Raw genomic sequence first — 25,444 nt, 5'->3', positions numbered from 1 at the left:
GTATTCAAATATGATTCCGCTTACATTAATCATACCCCTTGTTTTCTTTTAAGCCTTTCCTTTAATTAACCTAATAGATGTAGATTTTTGTTTCTTTTATGGTCTCATTCTTGTAATAGTAAAGAATAGTTAAAAATTAATGTGTAATTTTTATCCACTAAGCGCACTCCACTAAATTAGAAAAACCCGAACATGGAGCATATTTACTGCCCATTATCCGGGTTTACATATAAAACTTCTTATTTTACAATTCATTAATTCTTAACAGATTTACACATTTCCATACTTCTAATGCAGTTCTCGGAATTTCGCTGGGGTAATACCTTCTTTTTTCTTAAACACCATCCCAAAATAACTTACATCTTCATATCCGCACAATCTACTTATATTCTTGATTTTCTCACTTCTATCTTGAATGAGTAAGGTTTTCGCATGTGCTAAACGAACATCTGTAATATAGTCAAAAATAGAAAATCCATTAATCTTTCTAAATAATTGGCAAAGATATTCCTTTGACAAATGGACCTCTTCTGCTAAATCTGATAACACAATGGGCTCTTTATAATGTTCATTTATATAATCCATAACGAGATATACTTTCTTATTCTGATTTCGAAAAGACTTTTCATTGTGTATCGTGGTTGATTTTGCAATTTCCAATAAGATTTCATAAAGTACTTTTGAAAAATCATATATTTCCGTTGAGCTATTTCGTGTAAATATAAAAATTAACTCTTCCATATATTGTTCTATTTTTTCAATATCGTTTTGTTTATAAATACCTGATTGTTTAATTCCTATGTTTTCGAAAAAAACCTTTGCCCCATAGCCTGTAAAACACATGAAATGAACATCCCATTCGTTGTTCACTCCGTAATATTTATGACCAACATCGGGAAAGAGTAACATCCCACTCCCTTCCTCCACCACATACTGTTTATTGTCTATTTCTAGCACACCGCTTCCTTTGACAGCTTGAATCCACTGAAATAAAGGCAAGCCTGTGGGTCTGTTAATGTATTCCTGCCTATGATCTAATCCTAGAGAATATAAAACAAAAGGAAGTTTTATATTCTGTTCGGTATATTTTGTAAAAAAAACCTTTTTCATAGCTAAAAGAAGCACCATCGCTTTCTTAATATATTCATATTCACTTAAATATTTTAAGATTTTATCTGATCTCATAATTTATTATCATATTAATATAGTCTTATTATGAAAGGATGCTTATATTATGTCAACTTTGCCTCATATTAAAAGGAACAATGCTATTCCAACTTTATATGTTCATGATGAACCCTTTATTGCTTTAGCGGGAGAAATCCGTAATTCGAGTGCCTCTAGCCTCGAATATATGGAAAAAAATGTTTGGCCAAATATAACAACATTAAATATGAATTCCGTCATTGTTCCTGTTTACTGGGAATTGATCGAGCCTGAAGAAAATCAATTTGACTTTAGCCTCGTTGAAGGACTGATCAACCAAGCGCGTGAAAACAACATGCATCTAATTTTTCTCTGGTTTGGCTTATGGAAAAATTCAGAATCTAAATATGTACCACACTGGATGAAACAAGATACAAAAGCTTACTTCCGTGCCTGTAAGGCAACCGGCGAAGCAATAAATACCATATCTCCATTATGTGAAGCTGCAGTTGAGAAGGATGCAAATGCTTTTTATCATTTAATGAATTTTATTAAATCTATTGATTCAGAAGAAAATACTGTTATTGTGATGCAGGTTGAAAATGAAATCGGACTTTTAGGTACTGACCGGGATTATTCTGTTAATGGAAATGAAGCTTTTTCTCAGGAAATTCCGGGCAGCGTTGCGAAAGAATTCCAAGTTTCTGGAACATGGGAAGAAGCATTTGGCTATGATGCAGCAGAATACTTTATGGCCTATTATTTTGCATCCGCAGTAGAAAAAATTACTCAGGCTGGACAAAACGCGTATCCACTTCCTTGTTACGCTAATGCATGGTTGGAACAATACCCGTGGCGTGCAGGAACCTATCCGAGCGGCGGACCTGTAATGAAGATGCAAAAAATGTGGAACTTAATGGCTCCTTCTCTATTTTGTCTGGCACCGGACATTTCTGTTCCATATGTACCTGATGTGCTTGATCAATATTATCAGAACGGCAATCCACTATTCATTCCCGAGGTCCGAAAAGATGCGGTATCTGCTACCTATGCCTTATATGCTGTTGGTGGATGTAACGCGATTTGTTACTCACCATTTGGCATTGAAGAACTTTTGATGAATCCGGAGAATATTGACAAACCACCACTAGAATTAATGGTGGCATTAAATATTGACCCTTCAGCATTTGAAATTGAAGGCAGCGCAGCGTATCTTGCCAAGAGCTATTCTATTATCGAAAATATCAAGCCGCTTTATTTTAAATATAGAAACACTAGTCATTTACAGAGTTTTGTAAAGAGAAATGAACATGACTTTGGTAAACTTCTTCATTTTGACAAATATGATATTCTCGTATCTTATTCACCGAAAGCACCCTATAAGCCAACTTCTGGCGGTATGATTTTTGAGGTTGCAGAAAATGAATTTGTCGTTATTGGAACGATGATGAAGGTTCAATTCTTTTCAAAACCAGGAAAAAATACACACGTGGATTTACTACGATTTGAAGAAGGCGAATTTGTTAACGGAGAATGGAAAGCGGGACGTGTCTTAAACGGTGACGAAAAGATGATGATACAGTTTAAAGATATGCCATCAACTTTTAAAATTCAGGTATATGAGTACTAAAATATTTTTAATAAGACAAAAAAAGGAGCCAACCCTATTTTATAAGGTTGGCTTCTAAGTTTTTAGTTCTTGCTTGATTGTTTAACCAATGATGCAGCACCAATAACGCCTGCATCATTTCCTAACAGTGCAAGTTTCAATTTTGTACTAGTTCTAACGGTTGGGAAGGCAAACTTATGGAAGTATTCTTCCACTCCTGTTAACAGCATTTCTCCCGCTGCTGATACTCCCCCGCCAATCACAATGGTTTCAGGGTTTAATATGTTCCCAATATTACCGCATGCAAGTCCTAAGTAATAATAAAATTTATCTAAAACGATTAAGGCTAATTTATCTCCACGTTTCGCATGATCAAAAACAGTCTTTGCGGTTACTTCTTGTCCATCGTCAATTAACCATTTCAATTCGGATTCCCCAGAAAATTTTTCAGAAAAATCCCTTGCCAAACGAACAACACCTGTTGCACTAGCTACTGTCTCCAAACAGCCTTTATTTCCACAAGTACACTGATAACCTTCTGTATCTACTATAATATGGCCAATTTCTCCGCCTGCTCCTACCTTGCCATGAATCAGATTTCCATCTGCAATAATTCCGCCGCCAACACCTGTTCCAAGCGTAACAAAGACCACATCTGCACCATTTTCACCAGCACCCTTCCAGCGCTCGCCTAATGCTGCAACGTTTGCATCATTATCGATACAAAACGGAATACCTGTCCCAGCTTCAATTAATTCTTTTACTGGCTGCAAAGTAGTCCAATTTAAATTAAAGGCACCAATAACAGTCCCTTTTTCACTATCAACCGTTCCAGGAGAACCCATTCCAATTCCTAGGAAATCATCAGCTGACAGTCCATATAAGCTTAGACGATGGTTAATCGATTCAATAATGTTTGGAACAATGTTCTTCCCAGCATCTTGAATATCAGTCTCAATACTCCACTTTTGTTGGACTTCTCCTTCTTCCGTCAAAATGGCAAACTTTACAGTCGTGCCGCCTAAATCAATCCCAATTAATTTTTTCACTTTTTTCCCACCCTTGGCAAAGAATACAGGTGAATTTCACCTGTATTCTCACAAAATTATAGTCCTAGTATTTTTTTTTGCATTTCTAAATGACGTTTTGTCATAACTTCAGCTCTGCCAGATAGATGATCTTCATATTCTGAGACAATATATCCATCAAAATCAGAGTTTTGGATAATCGGTAGAATATCCTGATATGGAATACTCGCTTCCTGAAGGTTCTCATCAATATAATGGAATTTTCCATGGAAGTGGATATTGTATGGCATGATTTTCTTTAATCCTTCCAAATCAGGCTGATTATAGAATGTCACAAATCCATACATTCCTTGGAGAGCACCCATTACAGGACCATTAGCTCCAGCTTCAATCAGCCGCTGTCTTGCTTCCTCTCTTGACACACCATCATAACGTAGTTGTGCGGCCATTTCTAGCAATTCAAGTGGTGCTCCATTCGCTAGAGCCTCATCCCAATGAGGTTTATTTGGACGAGTCGCGAAAGTTCCAAAGTCTGTTACAATTCCAAGATATTTTGATCCAGTTTTTTCAATCACTTCCACATATTTTTGAATATTAGGAGATGATGGTGTCTCCGGATTATGAAGTTCAACCCCAACCTTAATACCATAAGCTTCAGCATAAGGCGCTAATTTACCAAATGCTGTCGGCGATAAAAGGTACTGGGCACGCATGATTTTACATCCCAATTTATTAGCCGTTTTTAAATCAATGATGGCAGATTGTAGCAATTCGTCTTCCGTCAAATCACGGTCGGATCTTAACCCGCGGTCCGCATTGGCTCCGTAAGAAACAAATTCAATCCCATAATGATCTGTCATCGCTTTGAATTCATTTAATACTTTGTCACTAGCATATGGATAAGAAGGTAGCATTTGGGTACCTACCAATTCAAATCCTTCTGCTCCATATTCCGCAGCAGTACGAATACAATCTTCTAATGTAAATTTACCTTTTATATATTCATCTGTAAAGCTATATAAAGAAATTCCTAACTTAATATTCCCCACTTGGAGATAACCTCCTCTCTCTTACTATCTAACAGATAATGTTTTACTCCCACAAGAATCTAATTTAGCATAGTCGTGCTCTTTTTTGCTTCCAGGAACCGCCATATATGGGATACGCAGCATCATTTTCACATCTATGTGATGTTCTCCTTCAGTTAAACCGCCTGGTGCAAACACTTTAATCGTAGCTGGTTCTATTAAATTCCAAAACTCTGAAATAAGACTGGGTAATTGCCTTAAGGTAAACTCTTTTTCATTAAGACAAAACGTGATATCATCTGAATTTACTTCATTACCATCAACGGCAACAACAAACTCTTCAATACAAGATAAGAAATGTCCACGGTAGTTACTCAAACGAATTTGGAATTCATATCCTAGCTTTTTCCCATTCACATATGTGTTTACTAGACTATCATCACAAACAACATCGACGAATGGCAACCTCATACTAAATGCCATGATTGCACCCTCCTATTTGCTTAAAACAGTCTCGTCTTCAAACACAATTTCCTTGCCTGTTTCTGCAGATTTATAAACCGCATCTAAAATTTTCGTTACTACAAATGCTTGTTCTGGTTTTACAAGTGGTTCTTTATCATATAAAACAGCCTCTAGCCATTGCTTTGCTTCTAGTACCTCTGGTTTATTTGATCCGCCTTCAAAGAATGCAATCGCTCCACCAGCGGAGTTTTTCTCTTCTGTTAACATACCATTGCGTGCAGAATTATAAACTAATTCATTTGTACGGAAGCTCATGCCAGAATTGATTTGTGCTCCAGCTTTTGTTCCGCAAAGGGTAGTAGCCGCTTCTCTGGATTCTAAAACATTAAGTGCCCAAGATGATTCAAGGAAAATCGTCGCTCCATTTTCCATTTTAATATAACCAAACGCAGAGTCTTCTACTTCATAAGTTTCTGGATCCCATGGTCCAAACATATTGCCTTCAACAGCTTCTGGTAGATTACCTAATTTATTGAAAACAGAACCTGTTACAGAAACTGGTTTGTAATTATCCATCATCCATAAAGTAATATCAAGAGCGTGCGTACCGATATCGATTAATGGACCTCCGCCTTGTTGGGATTTGTCAGGAAATACTCCCCAAGTTGGTACTGCACGGCGGCGAAGCGCATGTGCTTTTGCAAAATAAATATCGCCAAGCTCGTCCTTTTCACAAGATTTATGAAGAGATTGTACTTCCGGACGGAAGCGGTTTTGATAACCAATTGTGAATTTCTTGCCTGACTTTTTCCAAGCATCAATCATTTTTTGTGCCGCTTCTGTAGTGTGAGCCATTGGTTTTTCACACATTACATGCTTACCCGCTTCAAATGCAGCAACAGTAATTGGGCTATGGCTTACATTCGGAGTTAAAACGTGTACAAGATCAATTGATTCATCCTTCAATAGCTCACGATAGTCTGCGTAAACTTTAGCATCAGGTGTGCCAAATTCTTTCGCTGCTTTTTCAGCACGCTCAATGACGATATCACAAAATGCAACGATTTCACTAATTTCTTTAAATTGTGCTAATGCTGGAAAGTGCTTTTGATTTGCAATACCACCGCAGCCAATAATACCAATCTTTAATTTACCCATAATTTTCATTCTCCTTTTTCTTCATTAATAAATGATTTTTAGTTTTATATTTTATTAATCTATTTAAGCAAAAAACTGACTCAAATAGTTTTTACTAATTTTAATAGAGTCTTTTTTAGATTTAAGTGAATCTTCGAATGCCTTGTCCTCTACTTCTATGACGGCATATCCACGGTAACCAATATCTGTTAAGGCAGATACATATTGTCCCCAATTTACATCCCCTAGACCTGGTAATTTGGGCGAGATGTATTCAAGCGGTGTTGCCATGATTCCTACATCATTTAAGCGGTCTTTGTAAACTTTAATATCCTTGAAGTGGATGTGGAAAATCCGTTCTTGGAACTCATAGATTGGCTTAATATAATCCATTTGTTGCCATACAAAATGAGAAGGATCGAAGTTCAATCCGAAATTTTTATTAGGAATTAGTTCAAACACTCGACGGAAGATGGCTGGTGTTGTCATAAGGTTTTGTCCTCCTGGCCATTCATCTTTAGTAAATAGCATCGGGCAGTTTTCAATTGCAATTTTTACATCAAGTTCTTCAGCGTATTCAACGATTGGCTTCCACACAGTAGTCATAATCGCCAAATTTTCTTCTACTGTTTTCTTTTGGTCTCTTCCAATAAAGGTTGTTACCATGTTAATATCAAGGTTATTGGCTGCCTCAATACATTTTTTTATATGTGCCACATAGTAATCACTTTTTTCTGGATCGTGATCTAGGGCATTGGGATAATATGCAATAGCGGAAATTTTGATTCCTTTAGCTTCGCTATAGTTCTTGATATAGTCCACATCTAAGTTATCAACATCTATATGGGTGACACCCGCATATTTTCGAGCTGCTTTACCTTGCGGCCATGCACATATCTCCACACATGAAAATTCGTTTTCAGCTGCATAGTCAATTACTTCTTCAAAGCTGCATTCACTCAAAATTGCGCTGTTAAATCCAAGTTTCATTGCTGTCTGTTCCTCCTCCTATGTTGTTTCTATTAAATGTTATACATTGATTCCGCTTACATATATATCTTAACCTCTTTTTACACATGTTCCCTTTCTTTAATTAACCTTTTCAGGTATAGATTTTCGTCTTTTTTGTATTTTTCTTATTTTTTGAGATAAAATCAGGTTAAATATTATAATGTTTTTTTTAATCTATTAATATATTGGGCCTAATAAACGGAAAAAGGTGCGATACTTTGTGTATCACACCTCATTTATCTACTTTGTAATTATATCGAAAGAGTTATTTTTCCAAACATACCTGTAGGATCGATTGCGTCGTGCCAAACAATAAATGGTGGTTCTGGGTGATTAAATCGATCTCGATCTAATGTGGTGGCTACTTCCACACGAATGGTATTAGTCCCTTTCTTTAAATAGTTTGCCGCCTCAAAAACATAAGGCGGGCACACTTTCATCCCCACATATTCATCATTGATCCATATTTCTACTGCTTCATAAATATTCTCAAAAGTTAATATCCCTTGTTTTGTTACTTCTTCTAGTTCAATCGTCTTTTCGTACTTAATGATTCCAGTGAAAGTAGGATATTCTTTGGAAATCGGAACTAATTCTTTCATTTGATTCAGTTGGCCGAAATTTGGGTATTCAATCTTCTTTACTAAAGAATAGTTCCAATCTGTTGATAGATCAATTGTTTCTTCACACTCAGAGATTTTCATAGAAACTGGACGATAATCTCTAAACTCACTTGCTTGTTCTTCATCACCTACAAACACCACACAAGATTCATAAGGCTTTAGCTCTAAATAAATAATCGCTTTTCCATTTTCTTTTCTTACTGGCAGATTTTCAAATGTATTTTCTAAACCGTTATAGACAATAGCAAATTCTCCATTGGTTAGTTTAATTTCACCACTAAATGTCTCATGTGCAGATTCGTTCTGAAACATATATATATTATTTTCTTTCATATAATGATAATAAGTTAAATCCTTAAAAGGTGTCTTTAAATGAACATCAAATATCCCTTGTGCCTTAAGATTAGCAGCCAACTCAGTTAAAGCAACCACTTTACATTTTTCAATAGCTCCCAAAAGTTCTAATGCTTCCTGACCATCTACTAGATTCGAAATCCCTTCAGGTCTTCTGTCTACAAAAATAATCTCCAAGCCTTCCGCTTTCTTAATAAAAGCAGCCAACTCTTTCGTAATATATTGACTGTAAGGAATCACTAAACATTTAAATTGTTCACCATTAATGTGTAAAGCGTTATTCTCTACATTTCCGTTATAAGTACCTAGGTCACTTAAGATATCAATCGGAACAAAATCAAAATCAATTTGATTTTCAGTCAGTATTCTGGCTGGTTTTTGCATTTTCATGTATTCCCCAGTCCATTCACTTTCACCGTGGTATAAAACAGCTACAGGAGCAACATGAATACCGTTATTAAAAATATGACATAAGCGATTGGCATAATGCATGAGATGCGCGAAATGCTTAAACTGTGGATTATGTCCTCTTGCATAAAAATGCGGCGGGCAATCAAAGTCAGGATATTCTCGCATGGAAAAAGCGTGTGGTACAAGATAATTGATACCTCGAACTAACAAATGATCGAGGATATACTTCATATCCCTAACTCCAAGTTTCCATCCATAAGCTCCAAAAAGTTCACACATCGTTCTTCCTTTTTTCTTCGGATCGAGATGTCCATAAGAAGACCCGAGTTTTCCTAGTGTATAATGATAGAATTCTCCATCTCCTTTGAAGACTCCCCTTCTCTCTAGACCGGCACCACCAAAAATTACCTGACCGCCAATCACATCAATTCCCGACATATGCTGACCAGACAAAGCTCTAAAGAAATGCCCCGCCCCGCTTCCTAATCGGCTATGCTGATCATTATCCTCAATAACGTGGCCAATGTATTCAACATTGTGTTCTTCGCACCATTTTCCGAGTTGATTACTAAAGTTCTTCTGATATAACCGAGTAATGATATCCATATAGGTATATCGAGTATGGACACATTGATTCATTTCCTCAGAACTAGCCCATAAATAAGGCAGGTACACTCTCCAATTCTCACCATGAGCGTTTAAAAGCAAATTTTTTGCTTCTTCACTCCACGGTAAAGGCATATCCTTTCTTCCGATCGTTTCATTAAAGTCAAATCCATTTACATTTCCGAAAGCTGGCTCATCAGAAAAGAACCCGGCAAAAGTCTTTCCGAATTCATCCTTATAACGTTCAAAATGTGGTTCATATACTGCTTCAAGCTGCGTGCTGACAGACTCTTCATCGATCATATTAATGTATTTCGGGTTACCGCCATCTGTTTTGGTTTCATATATAACAAACAGTCTCCATGGTCCTTCTAGCAAAGTGCATGTTAAGAAATCTCCCTCAACACTGTCAGTCAAATCGAGTAACTCTTCATAGATAATTCCGTCATTTACTAACTTAGCTGCTACTACACTAATTAACTTATTGTTTTTTTGTTCTTCTTTGTCATTCGGTTTACCAATATCAAGCCAAGAACTCTTTGGTTTTAACATTGGGGTAATATGTACCGTTACCTCATTTTGGGCTCCTAAGATATCAAGAGTATTGTAGTTAATATAAGTTTTCTTCCGGTTTGGGTATTTTTTCTCAATTAAACCGTTGGCATAACCGGTTGGAAAATGTGCATCATCTAATACCCAAACACGCATACCTCGCTCTTTCGCCTCTTCCATAACAATATCAAGGTCATGCCACCATCCTGGACCCGCAAAATCAGGATGCGGCCGTGCTTCTACACAAATACCTCGTATTCCGCATTCATAGATTTTTGAAATTTCTTCTCTGATTATTGATTCATCTTCCCCTTTCATCCAAAGAAAAGGAAGAATGTAATTTTCATTTTTATGATTGATTAAGTCCTTTATGGTCTTTTCCATTATGCTTCCTCCTATTAAAATAGCTTATAAGCTACACATATTTGTGTAACTTATAAGCTCCGCAGTTTTTACATTGTTAATCCTTGTCTTTTTAGAAGTTCTTCTGTATTCCTCATAGCTCTTGCCTTTGTAATATGATAGAAGAACAAAGGAATCGTTCCGATAATTAATAATAGACCCGGTCCTAAATTCACTAACATGTTAATTCCGTTCACTACCTCCGGAGTTTGTTGTGTATTCGCAACATAGCCAATTGCCCCAAGAATAGCTGCACTCAAGGCTCCTACTGAAGCGCTTGCAATTTTGGTTACTAGACTGGTAAAGGAATAGATCGCACCATCTGCACGTACGCCTGTCTTCAATTGACTCTCATCGATTGCATCCCCTACCATACTGAACACCATAAGGCCGCTAAAACCAAGAGGAATACATGAAATCGCTGACAAAATAAAGATCATCGTAAAATTTGTCACAGGTGTTAAATACAATCCAATCCAACCAAGCCCCATAAGGATGGATCCACCAATTAATAGAGTTCTCTTCTCAAAGTATTTGGCGATAAAAGAAACTCCAAATGCTCCGATTGCTCCACAAACCGATAATATTGTAAATAATACCGCAATTAAATCTGGTCGATTTAATACATAAATAGCATAATAAACGATAGTCCCTATTCTACCAAATACTCCAAGTAAAACAATGAAAAGACTAGTTAGAATTAACAATACTGGTTTATTGGACCAAACAGATTTTAAAGATTCTTTAATTGTTGGTCTTTCTTCTTTTGCTGGAGTAACAACTTCCTTACAGTTTTTAAACGTTAAGATTAGAAGTGGAGCTGATACTAATGATAAAACAATTGCTGCATAGAAGAAACCGTTTTGTTGATCTCCCTTACCTAAGAAAGTAATTAAAGGCATTACAGCAGCACCAGTTAGGATACCTGCTAATTGTCCAAAAACTCCTCGATAAACGTTTAAATTCGTTCTTTCGTTTGTATCCCTTGTCATTACTGTGGCAAGTGCACCATATGGAACGTTAACCACTGAGTGAACTGTACCTAATAATAAATAGGTTATCGTAGCGTAAATCACCTTGCCGGCAGTTGAAAGATCTGGCGTGTAAAAAGTCAAGATATTAAGGGCACATAGAGCTAATGCCCCATAAAGAATATATGGTCTAAAACGTCCGTGTTTGCTTTTCGTGCGTTCCATGACTAGTCCGAGTATTGGATCTACGAAACAATCCCAAACCCTAGCAACTAGTAAAATGACAGCAGCCACACCACCTGCAATACCGAAAACATCCGTATAAAAGAATAATAAATAGGATGACGCTAAACTCCATACAACGCTAGCAGAAAACTCACCAAATCCATAACTTAACTTTGTCATAAAACTTAGCTTTTCAGTAGTCTGAGGTGCAACTATATCATTAGTTTGCTGAACAACAACATTTGCCATATTTCTCCTCCTATTTTTAAGAACTGACCCCAACATGTGTATTCTTCATTACAGTAGCTACTGTTACTATTATAGTATCTGACCCTTCATGCAAACGCCTTCATATTATTAAACATATAACTCTCATATTTTAACCTCTTTCAAAAATAAAGGGCTTTCATTTATAATAGGTTAAAAATTAAACTGTTATTTTTAATCTGATGTTCAAATATTCGGAAATTTCTAAGTAATTTTAGTTAATTTGACCCTTTTCTAGCATTTTATCATATTATTAACTATCTTAATTGAATAATTAGTAGTCAAAAAAATAGCAACCATTAAAAAATAAATTAATGGTTGCGTCTATAATTAAACGATTTATTAAAAAAATTATTATCAAACTAGTGAAAATTCTCCCTCTAGCCCTTCCTTCGAATTCGGGCCGACGTAAACTTTAAATAAACCAGGTTCAATAATGTAATCCATTGCTTCATTGAAGAAACCAAGATTCTTGATCTCAATCTCAAAACTAACGGTTTTTGTCTCCCCTGGCTGAAGTGCTACTTTTTTAAATCCTTTTAACTCTTTAACTGGTCTTACTCTGCTAGCCACAACATCAGAAATATAAAGCTGGACAATTTCTTCTCCTGTGCGATCACCTGAATTTATTACATCTATATAAACTGTAACTTTACCCTCTTTCGTAACTTCAGAAGACGAAATAAGAAGATTTTCATATTCAAACGTGGTGTAACTTAAGCCAAAACCAAAAGGATATAATGGCTCGGATGGGCCATCTATATATTTTGATGTGAATTTTATTTTACCTGCAGGTCTTCCTGTTTTAGGATGATTATAATAGATAGGCACTTGTCCCACAGAATATGGAAAAGTAGCTACTAGTTTACCACTTGGATTGTAATCTCCAAACAAAACATCCGCTATTGCATTACCACTCTGAATGCCCAATTGCCATGCTTCTACAATGGCGGATACGTTCTCAGCTGCCCAAGGAATCGTTAAGGGTCTTCCGTTAATGAGGACAACTACTACTGGTTTTCCTGTATGATGCAACGCCTTTAATAAATCTTCCTGTCTACCAGGTAAGTTAAGATCCATACGGCTCGAAGCTTCGCCACTCATGTCGGCAGTCTCACCAACGACAGCAATGATCACATCAGATTCGTTTGCTAATTGTACCGCTGCCTCAAAGTCCATATTTTCATTACCGGTTACCTCACAGCCCTTTGCATTTACGATTTCTGTATCCTTATCAACCGCAGATTGGATCCCTGTCAGAACAGTAACTACCTCTTCTGGATTACCCGTTATCGCCCATGTACCTAACATTTCCTTTTGATTATCAGCTAAGGGACCAACAACAGCAATTTTCTTATGATTCTTCTTTAATGGCAGGATATTGTCTTCGTTCTTCAACAATACAATCGATCGTTGTGCCATCTCTCTAGCCACTTCCACATGTTCAGGAGCAAGCAGAGTTTTTTCTTCCACTTCTTTACTCGTTCTATATGGGTTATCAAATAGTCCTAAATGGAATTTCACACGTAAGACACGTCCAACTGCTTCATCCAATACATCGGTAGGTATATCACCATTTTTGATTTGTTCAGGTAAATCCTGTTGGTACGTACCATGACTCATATCCATCTCTAGCCCTGCCAATAAGGCTTTCTTACTAGCTTCCTTCCGATCAACCGATTCCCCATGAACTACCACTTCTGCTATAGAATTTGCATCACTAACAACAAAGCCTTTAAATCCTAACTGTTCTCTTAAAACATCTGTTAAAAGGTATCTATTAACCGTACACGGGATACCATTTAAATCATTAAAGGCACTCATAAATGTTCCAACACCCGCCTTGGCTGCTGCCTCAAAAGGTGGAAGGTAGACCTCATGAAGAGTTTGAAGTGACATATCTACAGTATTATAGTCACGACCGCCCACAGCTCCTCCATAGGCAGCAAAGTGCTTTGCACATGCAAGAACCCTTTGAAATTCGGATAAGTCTTCTCCTTGAAACCCTTTTACTCGCGCAGCTCCAATCATACTCCCCAAATAAGTATCTTCTCCTGCACCTTCTGCAATTCGTCCCCAACGCGGGTCTCTGGTGATATCTACCATCGGTGCATAGGTCCAATGAATCCCCGCAGAAGATGCCTCTTTAGCGGCAATTTCTGCCGTTTTCTCGATTAAATCCAAATCCCAACTACACGCTTCTGCAAGCGGGATGGGAAAAATGGTTTTATACCCATGGATAACATCCAAGCCAAAAAGCATAGGAATTCCCAATCTAGATTCCTCTATGGCTATTTTTTGTAATTCATTAGAGATTTCTGCTCCTGTGACTCCACCCATTGAACCAAGGATACCTTCTCTAATTTTATCCTTATGATAATTCTTCTCCATTGCCTGAAATTCCTGATAAGAAATCTCACCTTCAACCAATTTTGTAATAATTTCTTCAAATGCACCATAAAGGGATGGAACAATTTGTGTTAATTGACCAACCTTCTCTTCTAAAGTCATTTTACCAATTAATTCATTTATTTTACTTTCTTGATCTTCTACTATCATCTTATCCTGCATAGCCCTTTCTACCATTACTAAAATCATCCCTCTCAACTTTTATATAAAAATACATAAAGTATCCTAATAGGTAGATTTTGTATAAATCTATCTATAGGATACTTTTTTCCTCAAAACGATGAGGAGAGTCGTAGAATTTTATTTTTATCTTTTTCGAAAAAAACAGGCTCATTTTTACTTGCAGCTAGATAAAAATGATCAATAATATTCATCATATAAACCCCATGCTCTGCAGGAGCCATTAATGGATCACCCGATAAAATACTATTTGTAAAATGTTCAAATTCATTCTTTAATTTAATATTTGGGTTCAAAATAGGAGAAATATCTACACAGGTATCCAGCAGTTCAGAATGAATCTTTAACTCACCATTTATGAGAGAAACTCCACCTTTTGTTCCTAGTATTTCTACATACTGCTTGTCTTTTTCAATATTGGAGGCCCAGCTGAATTCAAAATTTACAGTTGCCCCATTTTTAAGACCAATAAAACCCATGGCAGAATCTTCAACATTAAAGATACCATTTGGATTTCCCTTATATCCATTTCGATTACGTGTAGTCGTTTGATCAAAATTATTATAAGTGGCTCCAGTCACATAGGAAGGTTCTGGCATACCCATTAGGTACATGGCTAAATCAAGATAGTGAACACCCAAATCTATCATAACTCCGCCGCCAGCATAATCTTTATTGGTAAACCAAGTGCCTCTACCCGGTATACCACTTCTTCTAATCCAGCCAGCCTTTGCCTGGTAGATTTCACCTAGGTAGCCCGTATCAATATATTTTTTCAGGTAAACAGCTTCATTTGTAAAGCGGTTATTTAAGCCAAGCATTACTTTTTTCCCTGATTTATTTTTTGCTTCAACGATTTTTTTAGCTTCGATTGCATTTACTGCTAACGGTTTCTCACAATGAACATTTACTCCCTTTAATAGGGCATAAATAGAAATTTCAGCGTGCAGGTAGTTTGGTGTACAAACACTTACAAGATCCAATTCTTCAGCATTAAGCATATCTTTATAATTGCTATAAACTTTTTCAATCTTATATTTATCAGCTAATCTGTTGGCATTTTCAATATTCACATCACAGATGGAAACTAATTCAATATTAGGTAGATTCATATAATTATTTAAATGTTTTCTTTCCGCATTACTCCCTGCACCTATTAATCCATATCTTAATTTCCGATTATTCATGTCTAATCCTCTCCTTCATGCTCTAAAATGCAAGCTTCCTCATATATTCGATTGTAAAATCGATTCCTTTTTCACCAAGTTCACCCGTCCATACTGGTGAATGCGGTTCAATGCTCAAGCCCCCGTTATAGCCTTTCACTCTTAATAATGAAAGGAAGGTTTTCCAATCTGTTTGATCCAAACCTGCTGGTGGATCATCCACTCTTTGACCATTAATGATCATCGAACCTTTTAAATGCACATGGTTAAAACGTTCTCCCCAGTCCAAGGTTTCCTGTAGGTAATCCCCGCCAAAATAACGGCTGTGAGATGGGTCAAACTTAATTCCTAAGTCTTTTAAATGACCATGAACGATTTTCCAAACCTCTGGAGTATTGACATAGTTTACTTTTCGGCAGTTGTAAGTAGAGACTTTTACTCCTTTTGGTTTAGCATAGTCAATAAGCAGGGAGAAAAAGTTTATTGCTGCTGTACAGTTTTCGTAAAAGGATAATTCTTCGACATAATTACAGCCACTTACAAAATTGGTGCATCCCAATTCACTTGCAACATCTATTAATCGAAAGCATCTCTCTAATTCTTCTTCTATGACGTTTCCCTTTTCATCAATGCGCAAAGACTTCCATCTTCCTATAGAGGCAACTGCAACACCGTATTCATCTTTCCATTTTTTCAAATTATCTCGATTGCGATAAAAGGCGTCTACATCTTGACCTTCATTCACACATACTTCAATAAAATCTAGTCCTTTTCGCTTTGCTTTTTGAAAACTTTCCTCTGTTGGTGTGGCAATAATTCCAATTTGCATCATTTCTAATCCTCTCTTTTCCAATTTATTATTGGTCTATCAATCTATATAACAATTTGTATTTGAGTAACGCTTACAATCTTATTTTAATCAATTTGTTTATGCACATCTCCTCACCTGTTAACCAATTTATTGTAGATTTTAATTCATTTTGTTTTCATACTGCACCAAAATTTAGAAGAGGTTAAAAATCTAACTGTTTTTTTTAACCTCTAATTATCATCAATAAAATGAGAGGAAAATGAGACGAAAATATCTATCTACTAAGATAATTAATGAAAAGGAATGGAGGGAGACACAGGTTATGATACATATGTAAGCGACATCAAATAAGAAAAAACGAAGGGAGAATTTTTAATGAGCAAAATAAATACATGCGTAAGTTTGTATAGTTTGCAGGATGAATATTTAAATAAGCGTATGAGCCTAGAGGATATCTTCAAATTTCTAGCAGAAAATTCAGTCGAAGGAATTGAAATCATTCCCGATCAGATGATGCATAACGCACCACATCCTTCGGAACAAACTTTAGCAGATTGGGATCGATTAGTATCTACCTATAAAATGAAGCCAGTCATTGCAGACGTCTTCTTAAACACAAACTTATATAAAAATCGCGAATTAACTAAAAAAGAGTGTGTTGATTTACTAATAGAAGAAATTAAGCTTGCAAATCGTTTAGGGATTAAGTTGATTCGTTTGGTGTCAATGGTACCCGCTTATGTTATCGAACCATTATTGCCATATGCTGAAAAATACAATGTTACCTTAGCGTTGGAGATTCATGCTGGTTTAAGCTTCGATGTTAAGAAAACACAAGATTTTATTAAGGAAATGAAGAGATTAAATTCTCCTTATATCGGTCTAGTGATTGATACAGGAATTTTCTGCAACAGACTGCCAAGAGTAATGGCTGATTATTGTAAGCATTTAGGTACAAACCAAGAAGTAATTGATTATATCAATCATATATTCGAGCAAGGAAAAGATCCTAGAAAAGTATATCTAGAACATAATGGATTTCCAACTGAATTGAAGCAACTATTAAAATCCGATGCCGATTACTTCTTTGCTCATATGGCTGATGGATATGAAAATGAACATTTCAGTGTTTTAAATGAATATTTTCCATACATTAAACATTTCCACTTTAAGTTATTTGAAATGACAGAAAAGGGAGAAGAATATTCCATTGATTATAAAGGCATTCTTCAATATTTGCATGATAAAGGCTACGATGGTTATGTTTCTACAGAATATGAAGGAAACCGCTGGGTGCTTCCTGGACATCCAATGCAGGAAAAAGAGCAGGTTCTAGCACATCAAAAGCTTATTCGAAACGTAATTAAAGAATTAGAAGGCCAGGAGGTATATTAATATGTTTGATAATAATGTTTTCCTTGAAAACACTTGTAAAAATATAGTAGAGGCAGGAAACGTGACTGGATTTGAATTGAAGACCAATATTACTTATTACCGGGGTATTCCGCTATCCATGGTCAATGATATTGGAGTTGAAGTAGATGGTGAAAAGATTGCACGTGAACATATTGTTTGTTCTGTTGATGAGGTCGCTTGGTTTACGTTAGATGAAATGGAAACCGTCACATCCTATAAATGGGAATATGGAGAACCGTTAACAGTAAGAGTTCTCAAAGATGGTGGTTTATCCAACGGGAGTCATGAGATTGCTTTAGATGTAGTCGTGCGTACTGCCTATATACCTGTTCCTTTAGCAGGACGTAAAGTAAGGACAGTGGAAATAGCTTAATAAAATGATAGAGGGTAAAAATCGCATAACGATTTTTACCCTCTATTTTATCTCTCTCCAAATAGCAAATTAAGCTCAAACAAGCGTACTTCATGTGGTTGAAGTTCCCCTTTTAAGACAATGGAATGATTTTCAACAAGGGAATGCTCTACTTTCATATGAGGAACACAAATTTGCTTAAAATAATCCACTTCATCTGGTTTGATGTCATCCACCACACCGAATTTCAACCATTCATCTAATATACTGCCATGTTCGCGATTTAATTTTAGTTCTTTAACACGGTATTTCCCATTGGAAATATCTTGGATCTCTAACGAAAGTTTTAAAGGTTCATTGTTTTCAAAAATATCATACTGCTCGTTGATTCCTGTGCTGCCCTCGGGATGTAAGTAATAAGAATAATTGAAATGCTTATAGTTAAAGCATAATACTTGATAGCGATCGCCGGATTTTTTGGTAACAATATAATTGTCACCCTTTGCCACTAAAATCTCACCTAATTGTTTTAACAGGACAAATGCATGGTAACTTGGTTTTTTGATGCCATTTTTCGTCAGCAGCCCGGCACCACCATGAAGGATGTTTTTCGAATCGCGAAAATCACTAAAAATATCAGAGCATAACCAGTATCCCATCATTTTCAATTGATTTTGATTCAAATTTTCAACAATATTCTTTACCATGTAGGCTGCTTTAAAACTGCTGTCATTAAGAAAGTTACGATTCGATATGCTAATATTCCATTCAGTGACGTTAAGTTCTAAGTTTTCTAAGCCTGCTTTTTTCAAAGATTTTCTCACATCATTCAACTTGTTTAGCACATAGTGAGGATTAGTAGAATGTAAATTTTTAATTGGAACCCGATATTTATCACGATCTATTTCAATCGGATATAGATAAATAGAGAGAAAGTCAGGCTGAATTTCTTCCTTTTTCCATTGTTCAAGTAACAAATCCAGTTTGTCCCCTTCTAGATCCATACTTAAACCACATCCGCCAATCCTTGCTCCAGGAACCAGTTCTTGCGCAGTCCTTTTAAATTCACTAAATATTTTAAAGAACTCACTATATTTAGGCTCTTTGATTTGATTATTCTTAATTTTCGCTAAGAATTCTTTTTCTTCCTGTGTTTCACTGTTAAATTCATCCATAGGCCGCCACATTTCAAAGTACCAGCTCTCGACTTCTTCAATACCATAACGCTCGATACTTTGTAACAAAAATGCCTTCACAAGATTTTGCCATTCTGACAGTGTCCTTTCACTTATAGTTTGGACTACAAGTGTCTCACCAATGGCTTTTTGAATGATTTTTGGTTTCGGACCCATTTCAATGAAAGGTTTTAATTTATTCTTAATGAGGAAATCCAGCAATTTGTTTGCATTCGAAAAATTGTAAATAATGGATCCGCCAGAGCGGTCTTCTAGAAGCATATCATCACCAAACAATCCCCAAAATCTAGCGTAGGTAAAACCGATTTCCGATTGTAAAAGGGTAATTTGCTCTTGCATATCTGAATTCAATAAATCTTTTGCATACCCGATATTAAGCAATCTATTCCAATACTTTACAAAAGCATCCGTTTTTCCAACTTTTACAATTTCCGTTTCCGTATTACCTCTAGATTCAGAAATTGATTGAATACTTTTTTCCTCGGTACTTTTAAGATAATCGCGCAGCTCCGTTAGAGCTTCATCGTTTTCTAGATTGCTAATATCATTTGAAATGTCTTTTTCTTCCACTGTCGAACCTGTCATTTGTTTTCTGTATTCAACAGGTTTAATCTGATAGCTTTCATTAAACACTCTATTAAAAGAAGCTAAATTTGGAAATCCATTATCTAATGCAATTCTTGTAATTGGTTTGTCAGAGTTAACTAATTCGTTAACAGCATGTGCCAAACGAATTTCATTCAAGTATTGTGAAAATGTTTTTCCAGTTTGTTTTTTAAAAAATTTAGATAAATAAGGAATGGAGAGATAATGAATACCCGCTACTTCCTCTAACGATAATGGCTCTCGATAATTGCTTTGAATGTAATCAATGATATCTGTTAGTCGTTCATTTTGACCCTTATTAGACGTATTAAGCAGCATTTGATTTTGATTCTGTAAATAATTCATTTTAAGAGTTGAAATGAATTTATAGGTATTTTCTAAGAATTCCACTTGTGAAAAATGGTTTACTTTCATATAAACCGTTAGTAAATCCTCCATCACTGTTCTCAATTTTTGATTGGCTGAGTGATCGTGCTCGATTGAATTACAAATGAATAATAGATTTTTCTGAGCTAGAAGTGAGCTTAATTCAAAGTAATTAAGATGGAAAACAATAAATAGATTCTCTTCATTAGACTGGAAAGAATGAAATTCATTAGAATTCACCAATACAAAATCAGAACTTTTCATTTGAAAGATTTTATTGTTAACTTTGACCTGTAAATTACCCTTTATCATATAGATCAATTCTATCTCTCTATGAGCATGTTCCAGATTACTTTTTTTGTGCATAACTGAAATTGTTACTAATTTCGAATCTATTGAAGATTGGAAAGTATGAGAACCAACCAATTCCATCCCTCCATAAAAAACTGTACTTTTAAAGCTACTATTTTTTAATATAACATATTAACATTTTAAAATTCGACAAAATATTTAAAATTCATTTAAATATCATGTTTTAAAAAAATAAAATAGCCTAGTTCTGTATGAACTAAGCTTTCATTGTATTTATTTTGCAGCTTTATTGAACAAAAGCTTACTTATTTAATAAGATAGTACCTATTGCAATTAGAAAAAGTCCAATAATGGAATAAACTGAAATCTTCTGCTGTAAAAACAAAATCGATAATAATGTAACAACAACTGCATATACCCCAGTTTGAAGACCACCTAGCATTACCGTATTTCCAAATACTCTGCTGCCTTGAATGAAGCCCCATGATAGGACGATGTTTCCTATAAAAGAAATAGGGAGAAAATATACATTAAATCTAATGCTGTCTTTTAAAGTTGGTTGAAAAAAATATGCTGATAATATTGGCAGTAAGGAAAAAACAATAGCACCAAAAATAATTGCACCAAGTACAAGAAATTTCAGGACAAACACCTACTTTTACTCTTTTAGTGTTACTTTATCCAAAGTTGGACAGCATATTCTATGTTCTAAAAATGTAAAAAGGCACCCTCCTGTCCGGAGGGTGCGCAATTTTCGGATTTATTTTGTAGTAAAACTAAAAAGCTTTTCTAAATGACGAACAATTTCACCTTTATCAGCTTCAACAACTTCTACATATTGTGGTTTATTAAATAATTGATTTATTTGCTCAGGGAATGTCTGCTGGATCTGACAACGCTCAATGGATTCATTAAATTTTGCCGGATGAGCAGTTGATAATGTGACACAAATCTCACCAGGTTTATTACAGCTTTCGTATGCAGCTACCCCACAGGCAGTATGGGGGTCTAGTAAATAACTGGTTTCTGTATTGTACTTACTAATCGTTTGCAAGCATTCTTCCCCATTAACACCGTGTGCTGCAAAATCCTGCTGCACCTTTTGAAGCAGCTCGTCGCTTACAACAATTTTTCCTTCTGAATTGAATTTCTCCATTAAGTCCGACACGGCCTTTGGATCTTCTTCAAGCAAGTAATATAGATAGCGTTCAAAATTGCTTGCTACCTGGATATCCATGGAAGGGCTGAAAGTGCTGCGGAATTCACCGGGCTTGTACACTCCATCATGGATAAAATCTTCTAAAATATTATTTTCGTTAGTGGCAACGATAAGTTTCCCAACTGGCAGTCCCATTTTCTTTGCAAGATAACCAGCAAAGATATCGCCAAAATTTCCAGTCGGCACACTAAAGTTAATCGTCGTTAAATCAGTTTCCTTTTTTACCTGGAAATACGCATAAAAATAATAAACCGTCTGTGCCATGATTCGAACAAAGTTAATTGAATTAATCGCACGCATATGGTATTTGTTTTTAAAATCCACATCAGCGAACAATTCTTTGATGATTCTTTGACCATCATCAAATGTTCCTTTAATAGCTAAATTCAAAACACTTTTGTCATCAACAGTCGTCATTTGTAATTCTTGTACCTTACTTACTTTGCCATGTGGGTGCAAAATACAAATGCGAATTCCTTCTTTTCCTCTTACACCCTCAATCGCTGAGGCGCCGGTATCCCCTGAAGTAGCACCGAGAATATGAATCGACTCCCCTGTCTGTTTGGATACATAGGAGTATAAATTTCCTAAGAATTGAAGCGCAATATCTTTAAAAGCAAAGGTTGGGCCGTGGAATAGTTCTAAAACATACATGTTATCCGTCAGCTTTTGAACAGGTGTAACCTCTGGGTGGCGGAAGGTTGCATAGCTTTTCTCAATTAATTCTTTCAAGTCATTGTCTGGAATTTCGCCATCAACATAATAGGAAAAGATTTCGTATGCTAATTCCTGATACGTTAACTTAGACATTGCCTCTAACTTTTCTGCAGGAATCTGCGGGATTTTCTCCGGTACTAATAGTCCTCCATCATTTGCCAGTCCCATTAGGACTGTGTCGATAAAACCAATTTTACTTACATTGCCGCGTGTACTAACAAAGTTCATAGCTGCCTCCAATATCTATTAAAAGTTTTATTGCCTCAGTTTTGAATTGTGAGATTGTATCCTTTTAAAGTTCTAAAATATAAATTTCATTTTAACACAATTGAGTGAATAGTCTAGAAATTATTATTTGAATTTTCATTAATTATTAACGCTTTTGATTTTTATTTCATATTCAGATTTTTGATGTCTTGAAACAAATTTATTATTGGTAATCCAGAAACGCCATGGGTAATCCTTGGCTTCACCTGAGTTGTCTATTCCAATCCTTTTTCCGACTGAGATACAATCCGGAAAAATACCTTTAGCTATATATAAAGGTGGAAGTGTAAGGGAACTTCCATAATCATCCATTGTAACGCCCAATGATTTTGTCAGTTTTCCAGGACCATTTGTCAAGTTATTCAGGTCTTGAATTCTTCTTCTGGTTTTCATCAACTCGATACCATACCGAGGTTCTAGAGCACGGACCAGTACGGCTTCAGGTTTTTCTTCACCGCCACTGACCACATTGAAAAGGCAGTGGGTATGCATGAGATACGTATAGGCAAGCCCTGAATGATGGAACATGATCTCCGTTCTAGCCGTCCGCTTATTATTGTAACTATGCGCAGCCCTGTCACCTGGACCGATATATGCCTCTGTTTCTACAATATAACCTGCAGTCATCCCCTGATCGCTTTCTTTTACGAGAAGGCACCCGAGCAATGCCTTTGCTAGATCCAGGGTAGGTTGTTCATAAAATTCCTGCGGTAGTGGAACGATTTCTTTTGGAGAATCTTCCATGACAGTTGCCTCCATTTAGGTGATTTTCTTATTGTTTTACCCATATTAACGAGGAGTATTAAAAAAAAGTATAATTGAAAGAAATTATTTAAGGACAAATGTTAACTGGCACCCTCCTCCGCGGAAGGTGCCAGTTTCTTAAATCAATGAACAGATTGACACATGCTCTTAATAATCATTTTTAACATATTTTCAACCAGATAAGGAACCTCTTCGAAAGAGTTTTTTATGTGCAGTCTTTCTGTTCGTTTGTGGGCATCTTTTCCAAATGGACCGACATTTAGGACAGGTGCACAAAGCTGGCTCATGGCATCAAATGGTATACAGTAACTGCTTCCCCATACTGGTGTATTCGCTTTAAATGCAGTCCACCCTTCGCCTTCATCATGATAGTTAACGTAGCTTAAGTCACTTATTCCATTAAAATAATGAACCTGTTTTACAGGTAAATTAAATCTTCTCTGTCCTATGTCCCTAACAAACTGGACACATCTCTTGACGAGGTCATCATCAGATGAATTAACCGCCGGATAATAAGGTGGTGCATAGAGTAAGACGATTGCTGGTGCAAGTTCCTGACATTCAATCATCAGACTGTCTGCTATTCGTATTGATTTTTCACGGTCATCCCAGTTGGGCATTTCCTGAACTTGAGACTTTATTTCCTCCACAAAATCCAATCCGAATTTACGGGTCGCATATGTTTGTAAATCCTCGTAACGCAAAACACGGACTTCGCCCACTGGCTGAACAGAATGCTTCAAACAAACCTCTTTATACGCTTGATTGCAAGCTTCTGCAGCATCAATGGCAACTGTTTCAAAAATCTCCATGATTTCATCTGCAGTCCGTTTCATTAAAAACACATTATATAACGCTGCAGATCGATAAGGCGTTTGAACAGAGTATTCCAATCGTAAATCTTTTTGCTGGAGGGTAACAGGAAGTGGTGTAGTTTCACCATTCATTTTTTCTTGCAGAGTCAAATTCCACTCCATTCTCTGCGTCAAAAATGAGGCAATAAATGGCGCTGTAATGCCACTTAGTGGTTCGCCGACATGTGTTTCTTTTCCATAAAAGAGCGCAGATGGCATAATTTTTCCAATGGATCCAGAATACACATAAAAGCTTCTGTCACCTGGTTCTTGCGTAAATACCGGCTCCCCATTTAGGAAAAGCTTATAGGTGAGATTATGTTTATCTTTTAATTCCAACAGTTTCGTTACAGCCGCACGCATACCGGATGAGTTTACCTCTTCATCAGGGACAGACAGCAGGAGGAGATTTATCGGCCATTTCTCAACCGTTGCTTTTTCCAATAACCCCATATGCATTGCCAGTCCCATCTTCATATCCATTGTGCCCCGGCCAAATAAATATTCACCAGATAGGAGATCATTAAGAGCCTCCCCGTCTAGTTCACCCATTCTATTTAATAGTAATTTCGTCAATTCTTCCGGCAGATAGGCATACTCCTCTAAGTCCCCATACTCTTCAGTGTTTACCGTATCAAAATGACTTAGTAAAACAATTGTATCCTGTTCCTCACGATCACACTTATACAACCCTGCTAAAAATCTCCGCCCCAAATCAGCCTCATAAAGACCCAAAAGGTCGGGATTCTCTTGAAAATACGTTAACTCCTGAAGTTTCGCCTGAACCTTGCCAGGAAACTCACGCTCCCCATCAGTTAACGTCATGCTTTTCCAGCTCACCAGTTCACACAATAAACTCCGCAGCCTATCCGGTGTTCCCCACCTAAGATGTTCCATAATCCTATCCCCCTTTACCAATCCAATAAGTGTCCACCCTAGGTGGACACTGTCCACGAGCGGTGCCTGTCACCGA

Annotated in this window: 19 protein-coding genes; 3 read left to right on the top strand and 16 right to left on the bottom strand. The window is 36.4% G+C overall.

What is annotated here, in order from left to right; all coding sequences use genetic code 11:
* Positions 1-288 precede the first annotated feature (288 nt).
* Positions 289-1,185: an AraC family transcriptional regulator gene (locus tag F4694_RS15255; protein WP_179599413.1), complete on the bottom strand. Its 897-nt coding sequence runs from the start codon at positions 1,183-1,185 to the stop codon at positions 289-291.
* Positions 1,186-1,234: 49 nt separating this feature from the next.
* On the opposite strand from F4694_RS15255, the gene F4694_RS15250 reads away from it, so the two are divergent.
* The gene (locus tag F4694_RS15250) at positions 1,235-2,776 is read left to right on the top strand and encodes a DUF5597 domain-containing protein (protein ID WP_179599411.1); all 1,542 of its coding nucleotides are present in this window, start codon (positions 1,235-1,237) and stop codon (positions 2,774-2,776) included.
* A gap of 62 nt (positions 2,777-2,838) precedes the next feature.
* Here F4694_RS15250 and F4694_RS15245 read toward each other — a convergent pair whose 3' ends face one another.
* The 10 genes from F4694_RS15245 to F4694_RS15200 all read right to left on the bottom strand — a co-directional run bounded on the left by F4694_RS15245 (position 2,839) and on the right by F4694_RS15200 (position 16,422).
* Positions 2,839-3,804 carry an ROK family glucokinase gene (locus F4694_RS15245; RefSeq protein ID WP_179599409.1) on the bottom strand — a complete coding sequence of 322 codons (966 nt, stop codon included), beginning with the start codon at positions 3,802-3,804 and terminating at the stop codon, positions 2,839-2,841.
* Positions 3,805-3,860: 56 nt separating this feature from the next.
* Positions 3,861-4,832 carry a sugar phosphate isomerase/epimerase family protein gene (locus F4694_RS15240; RefSeq protein WP_179599407.1) on the bottom strand — a complete coding sequence of 324 codons (972 nt, stop codon included), beginning with the start codon at positions 4,830-4,832 and terminating at the stop codon, positions 3,861-3,863.
* Positions 4,833-4,856: 24 nt separating this feature from the next.
* On the bottom strand, positions 4,857-5,294 hold the full coding sequence (locus F4694_RS15235; RefSeq protein WP_179599405.1) for a C-glycoside deglycosidase beta subunit domain-containing protein: 438 nt from the start codon (positions 5,292-5,294) through the stop codon (positions 4,857-4,859).
* 12 nt (positions 5,295-5,306) lie between these two features.
* On the bottom strand, positions 5,307-6,434 hold the full coding sequence (locus F4694_RS15230) for a Gfo/Idh/MocA family protein (RefSeq protein ID WP_179599403.1): 1,128 nt from the start codon (positions 6,432-6,434) through the stop codon (positions 5,307-5,309).
* A 63-nt stretch (positions 6,435-6,497) separates the two neighbouring features.
* The gene (locus tag F4694_RS15225; RefSeq protein WP_179599401.1) at positions 6,498-7,403 is read right to left on the bottom strand and encodes a sugar phosphate isomerase/epimerase family protein; all 906 of its coding nucleotides are present in this window, start codon (positions 7,401-7,403) and stop codon (positions 6,498-6,500) included.
* Between the two features lie 272 nt (positions 7,404-7,675).
* Complete coding sequence (locus tag F4694_RS15220) at positions 7,676-10,354, bottom strand: glycosyl hydrolase (protein ID WP_179599399.1); 2,679 nt, start codon at positions 10,352-10,354, stop codon at positions 7,676-7,678.
* 68 nt (positions 10,355-10,422) lie between these two features.
* Positions 10,423-11,817, bottom strand: coding sequence for an MFS transporter (locus F4694_RS15215; protein ID WP_179599396.1), 1,395 nt, complete (start codon positions 11,815-11,817; stop codon positions 10,423-10,425).
* Between the two features lie 375 nt (positions 11,818-12,192).
* Positions 12,193-14,433 (bottom strand): glycoside hydrolase family 3 N-terminal domain-containing protein, encoded by a 2,241-nt coding sequence (locus F4694_RS15210; RefSeq protein WP_257029252.1) that lies wholly within the window; start codon positions 14,431-14,433, stop codon positions 12,193-12,195.
* A gap of 83 nt (positions 14,434-14,516) precedes the next feature.
* Positions 14,517-15,611, bottom strand: a complete 1,095-nt coding sequence (locus F4694_RS15205; protein ID WP_179599392.1) for a Gfo/Idh/MocA family protein — start codon at positions 15,609-15,611, stop codon at positions 14,517-14,519.
* A 22-nt stretch (positions 15,612-15,633) separates the two neighbouring features.
* A complete protein-coding gene (locus F4694_RS15200) occupies positions 15,634-16,422 on the bottom strand; it encodes a sugar phosphate isomerase/epimerase family protein (protein WP_179599390.1) in 789 nt (262 codons plus the stop codon).
* A gap of 354 nt (positions 16,423-16,776) precedes the next feature.
* Here F4694_RS15200 and F4694_RS15195 point away from each other — a divergent pair, with 354 nt between their 5' ends.
* Positions 16,777-17,796: a sugar phosphate isomerase/epimerase family protein gene (locus F4694_RS15195; RefSeq protein ID WP_179599388.1), complete on the top strand. Its 1,020-nt coding sequence runs from the start codon at positions 16,777-16,779 to the stop codon at positions 17,794-17,796.
* Position 17,797: 1 nt separating this feature from the next.
* Positions 17,798-18,190, top strand: a complete 393-nt coding sequence (locus F4694_RS15190; protein WP_179599386.1) for a C-glycoside deglycosidase beta subunit domain-containing protein — start codon at positions 17,798-17,800, stop codon at positions 18,188-18,190.
* 47 nt (positions 18,191-18,237) lie between these two features.
* On the opposite strand, the gene F4694_RS15185 is transcribed toward F4694_RS15190, so the two are convergent.
* The 5 genes from F4694_RS15185 to F4694_RS15165 all read right to left on the bottom strand — a co-directional run bounded on the left by F4694_RS15185 (position 18,238) and on the right by F4694_RS15165 (position 25,368).
* On the bottom strand, positions 18,238-20,703 hold the full coding sequence (locus tag F4694_RS15185) for a GH39 family glycosyl hydrolase (protein ID WP_257029263.1): 2,466 nt from the start codon (positions 20,701-20,703) through the stop codon (positions 18,238-18,240).
* Positions 20,704-20,950: 247 nt separating this feature from the next.
* Positions 20,951-21,301 carry a hypothetical protein gene (locus F4694_RS15180; RefSeq protein ID WP_179599383.1) on the bottom strand — a complete coding sequence of 117 codons (351 nt, stop codon included), beginning with the start codon at positions 21,299-21,301 and terminating at the stop codon, positions 20,951-20,953.
* 108 nt (positions 21,302-21,409) lie between these two features.
* Positions 21,410-22,813, bottom strand: a complete 1,404-nt coding sequence (gene thrC, locus F4694_RS15175; RefSeq protein WP_179599382.1) for a threonine synthase — start codon at positions 22,811-22,813, stop codon at positions 21,410-21,412.
* A gap of 138 nt (positions 22,814-22,951) precedes the next feature.
* The gene (locus F4694_RS15170; protein ID WP_179599380.1) at positions 22,952-23,596 is read right to left on the bottom strand and encodes a DNA-3-methyladenine glycosylase; all 645 of its coding nucleotides are present in this window, start codon (positions 23,594-23,596) and stop codon (positions 22,952-22,954) included.
* 143 nt (positions 23,597-23,739) lie between these two features.
* Positions 23,740-25,368, bottom strand: coding sequence for a M20/M25/M40 family metallo-hydrolase (locus F4694_RS15165; RefSeq protein WP_179599378.1), 1,629 nt, complete (start codon positions 25,366-25,368; stop codon positions 23,740-23,742).
* Positions 25,369-25,444: the final 76 nt, after the last annotated feature.

It is taken from the genome of Neobacillus driksii (assembly GCF_013409995.1).
In the GTDB taxonomy this organism is placed as follows: Bacteria; Bacillota; Bacilli; order Bacillales; family Cytobacillaceae; genus Neobacillus; species Neobacillus driksii.
This window is presented reverse-complemented; position numbering and strand designations above follow the sequence as displayed.

Excerpts from the sequence above, each read along its gene's own strand:
- F4694_RS15255 (WP_179599413.1), bottom strand. The coding sequence starts at position 1,185 with ATGAGATCAGATAAAATCTTAAAATATTTAAGTGAATATGAATATATT.
- F4694_RS15250 (WP_179599411.1), top strand. The coding sequence starts at position 1,235 with ATGTCAACTTTGCCTCATATTAAAAGGAACAATGCTATTCCAACTTTA.
- F4694_RS15235 (WP_179599405.1), bottom strand. The coding sequence starts at position 5,294 with ATGGCATTTAGTATGAGGTTGCCATTCGTCGATGTTGTTTGTGATGAT.
- F4694_RS15230 (WP_179599403.1), bottom strand. The coding sequence starts at position 6,434 with ATGGGTAAATTAAAGATTGGTATTATTGGCTGCGGTGGTATTGCAAAT.
- F4694_RS15225 (WP_179599401.1), bottom strand. The coding sequence starts at position 7,403 with ATGAAACTTGGATTTAACAGCGCAATTTTGAGTGAATGCAGCTTTGAA.
- F4694_RS15220 (WP_179599399.1), bottom strand. The coding sequence starts at position 10,354 with ATGGAAAAGACCATAAAGGACTTAATCAATCATAAAAATGAAAATTAC.
- F4694_RS15215 (WP_179599396.1), bottom strand. The coding sequence starts at position 11,817 with ATGGCAAATGTTGTTGTTCAGCAAACTAATGATATAGTTGCACCTCAG.
- F4694_RS15210 (WP_257029252.1), bottom strand. The coding sequence starts at position 14,433 with ATGATTTTAGTAATGGTAGAAAGGGCTATGCAGGATAAGATGATAGTA.
- F4694_RS15205 (WP_179599392.1), bottom strand. The coding sequence starts at position 15,611 with ATGAATAATCGGAAATTAAGATATGGATTAATAGGTGCAGGGAGTAAT.
- F4694_RS15200 (WP_179599390.1), bottom strand. The coding sequence starts at position 16,422 with ATGATGCAAATTGGAATTATTGCCACACCAACAGAGGAAAGTTTTCAA.
- F4694_RS15195 (WP_179599388.1), top strand. The coding sequence starts at position 16,777 with ATGAGCAAAATAAATACATGCGTAAGTTTGTATAGTTTGCAGGATGAA.
- F4694_RS15190 (WP_179599386.1), top strand. The coding sequence starts at position 17,798 with ATGTTTGATAATAATGTTTTCCTTGAAAACACTTGTAAAAATATAGTA.
- F4694_RS15185 (WP_257029263.1), bottom strand. The coding sequence starts at position 20,703 with ATGCACAAAAAAAGTAATCTGGAACATGCTCATAGAGAGATAGAATTG.
- thrC (WP_179599382.1), bottom strand. The coding sequence starts at position 22,813 with ATGAACTTTGTTAGTACACGCGGCAATGTAAGTAAAATTGGTTTTATC.
- F4694_RS15170 (WP_179599380.1), bottom strand. The coding sequence starts at position 23,596 with ATGGAAGATTCTCCAAAAGAAATCGTTCCACTACCGCAGGAATTTTAT.
- F4694_RS15165 (WP_179599378.1), bottom strand. The coding sequence starts at position 25,368 with ATGGAACATCTTAGGTGGGGAACACCGGATAGGCTGCGGAGTTTATTG.